Origin of the sequence: Protofrankia sp. Cj3 (assembly GCF_917627355.1) — a bacterium.
Lineage (GTDB): Bacteria > Actinomycetota > Actinomycetes > Frankiales > Frankiaceae > Protofrankia.
Window position 1 is genome coordinate 1 of the sequence record NZ_CAKJTR010000317.1, and the last position, 3,121, is coordinate 3,121.

2 protein-coding genes are annotated in these 3,121 nt (G+C 67.8%); one reads left to right on the forward strand and one right to left on the reverse strand.

Annotated features, from left to right (window positions below):
- Position 1: 1 nt before the first annotated feature.
- Positions 2–1,372: an NAD(P)/FAD-dependent oxidoreductase gene (locus tag MJ783_RS22985; RefSeq protein WP_239313925.1), complete on the reverse strand. Its 1,371-nt coding sequence runs from the start codon at positions 1,370–1,372 to the stop codon at positions 2–4.
- A 361-nt stretch (positions 1,373–1,733) separates the two neighbouring features.
- Here MJ783_RS22985 and MJ783_RS22990 point away from each other — a divergent pair.
- A partial coding sequence (locus MJ783_RS22990) for a substrate-binding domain-containing protein (protein ID WP_239313922.1) occupies positions 1,734–3,121 on the forward strand: 1,388 nt, incomplete at its 3' end.

Here is a 3,121-nt window from a genome sequence, read left to right on the forward strand (position 1 = left end):
CTTATGAATGCCCGCTGTGGTAGATGTCGATCCGCTCCGCGGCATTGATCGATGACTTGGCCGGCGGCAGGAACCCGAGCTGGACGATCTGGCGCGGGGTGAGCGTGTCCAGGAGCCAGTCGGCGGCCACCCGCGTTCTGTTGGTCAGGCAGGGAAGCGCCCACAGGTGGTAGCCCCGGGTCACCGCCGCGGCGGCCACCCCGGACAACGGGATTCCGAGCGGATCAGCCACGGCGGCGGTGCCGCCGAGGTCGACGACGAAACCGAGATTGCGATGCCGGTAGGGCTTCGCCGTTCCGTGACCGAGGGAGGCCGCGACGTTACGCGCGGCAACGGCACCCTGCCGGACGGCGTGCTGGGCGGTCTGCCCCGCCGGCTGGCAGCCCCGGGTCACGTCAGGCACGGCCGCGGCGTCTCCCAGCGCGAACACATCCGCGGCAGCAGGCACCTGGAACCGGGCATCCACCACCAGGCGGCCATGCTGGGTCGGCAGGCCCAACGTGGAGATCAGCGGGCTGGGAGCCACCCCGGCGCACCAGACAAGGGTGTGGGTCGCGACGCTCTCACCGTCGATGAACCGGACGCACCCAGCGCCCGCCTCCGAGATGGACGTTCGCAGCCGCACGTCGACCCCGCGGCCGGCAAGGACCCGGGCCGCCCGCCTGCTGAGCGCCTCGCCCAGCTCGGGCAGCACCCGAGGCGCCAGATCGGTGAGAATCCAGCGGATGTCCCGCTCGGTCAGGCGTGGATACTGGCCCACCGCTCGCCTGGTGAACCGCACCATCTGCGCGGCGAGCTCGGTCCCGGTGTACCCGGCGCCGACGATCACGAAGGTGCACCGGGCCCGGCGCACCACCGGATCCTCGCATGCGTCGGCGTACTCGAACTGGCGGAGCACGTGGTCGCGCAGGTAGACGGCTTCCGCGAGGTTCTTCAGGCCAAGCGCGTGATCGGTCAGACCCGGGATATCGACGGTGCGGGTCACCGCGCCGGGTGCCAGCACAAGGCGGTCCCAGCGCAGCTGTGCGTGTACGGCGTTGGGTTGGCGGACAGTGATCGTGCGGCCCCGGAAGTCGACTTTCACCACGTGACCGAGCGCAAGCGTGGTACGCCGCAGCGCCGCCCGGACGGAGACCGCCAGGTGGCGCGGCTCCGCCTCGCTGGTGGCCACCTGCGGCAACAGTGACGTGTAGAGAAGATGGTCGACCGGGGAGACGACGATAAGCTCGGCGGCATCCGGGGGCAGCAGCCGTTCCAGGTGTCGCAGCACGGAGAACCCGGCGAAGCCACTGCCGACCACGACGACCCGGGGCAGCGCCCTCGGGCTCCCCAAGCTCTCCGGGCGCCGGGCGCCGGCCGCGGGGCTGGGCACCGCGGCGTTGTCGCCCCGCCGGGTACGGACGTTGTCAAGCCAGCTCGAGAACACCTTGTCGGGCACGATCCACCTCCAACGAGTCGGGAACGAGCCGACCGCAGTCGTCTCCCGCGACTCGTTCCAGGTACGGCAACCGGTAAACCGCGACCTCATCTCCGTGTCAGCACGACAGTGGCGTCAGCTCTGCATCGGCCGGGAACACGGCGGCCGCCTCCGCCGAGCTGGGTGAATCGGGGTCATAGCTCTGTTGAACGTTCGGCAAACCGGAGCCGCAGCCGCCCATCAGCCGATATGCCACCTGTTACGGTGACCGAACCGTCACGCTGACCTAACAGCACATACGGGATCGGGGTAAAATATGGGGGATTGGCTAAACGCCCAAAACATCATAGCTGTGCTCACCGCGCTGCTCGGTCTCGTGGTGTCCATCGGCGCAATCTGGTATGAGCGCCGGGTGCCGCATCGCAGACGCATCGGCTATCGCGTACAGATGGATACTCCCATCGGCAACGACAACCGTAACCAGGGCCAGGTAGGCGTACGATTCGGCCGGTTCAACGACATGTCCGACGCGACCCTCGTCCTCCTCCGCATTGAAAACGACGGCGCGGAGAGCATCGCCGGCACCGACTACACCGGCCTCGACGTCCACGGCCTCACCGCCGTCTTCACCGACCGCGTCGTCGAGGGCGTCGCGGTCACCCAGTCCGACGCCGAACACCTGATGGACCACTTCGCCCCGGCGGGGGGTATGCGCTTCGACCGCAACACGATCTATCTCCCCCGCGTCCCGCTCAACCACGGCCAGCACTACAAACTGCTGGTGCTGCTCACCGGTGGTGGCGTCGGCAGCGGCATCCGAGTCACCGGCGGGATCCGCAACGGCGCGGTGGAGCTCAACCGGAGTATCACGGTCGACGACAAGCCGCCCCTGTTCAGCAGGCCCGCCCGCTTGATCACCGTCCTGCTCTCCCTCTTCCTCGTCACGCTGGCGGGCATCATCCTCATGCCCAGGGACCTGCCGCCGCCCATCGGCTGTGCCTCGGGCGAGCTTGCCCTCACCGGTTCCACCGCCTTCGCGCCGGTCGTGCGGGAAGCCGCCAAAAGGTACGAGTCAAGCTGCCCGGGTACTAAGATCACGATGGATGCGCACGGCAGCGAGGAAGGCGTGCGGGCGCTGGCGGAGCTGGGCAGCGAGTCCAGGAACGGCCCGCCGGCCCTGGTCGCCTTCTCCGACGGGCACAAGCCGGACGGCTACCCACAGCTCCAGGAGGAGCGCGTCGCTGTCTCCGCCTACGCCCTGGTGGTACATGACCAGCTGCCGATCAAAACCCTGACAATCGATGAGATACGGAAGATCTACCGGGGTGACTTCCTCAACTGGAAGGAACTCAACGGCCCTGACCTCCCTATCCTGCTCATAAGCCGGAATGCCAACTCCGGCACGCGCGACCTGTTCCGGCGGCACATCCTCGACGGGCTCGGCGAGCCGGCCTTCACCTCCCTGGACTGCAAGAGCAAGAACTCCCCTCAGGACAAGGTCATCCGCTGCGAACTCGACAGCACGGAAGCGGTGTTGAAAACCGTGGCCGCGCTGCCGGGCGCCATCGGTTACAGCGAACTGCAGGCTGCCACTGCCTTCAGGGGCCTGCACACGCTGCGCATCGACAGCCAGGCGCCGTCAGCCAAGCCCGTCGGTAACAGTAGCTACCCCTTCGTGGAGATCGAGTACGCTTATACCTACGG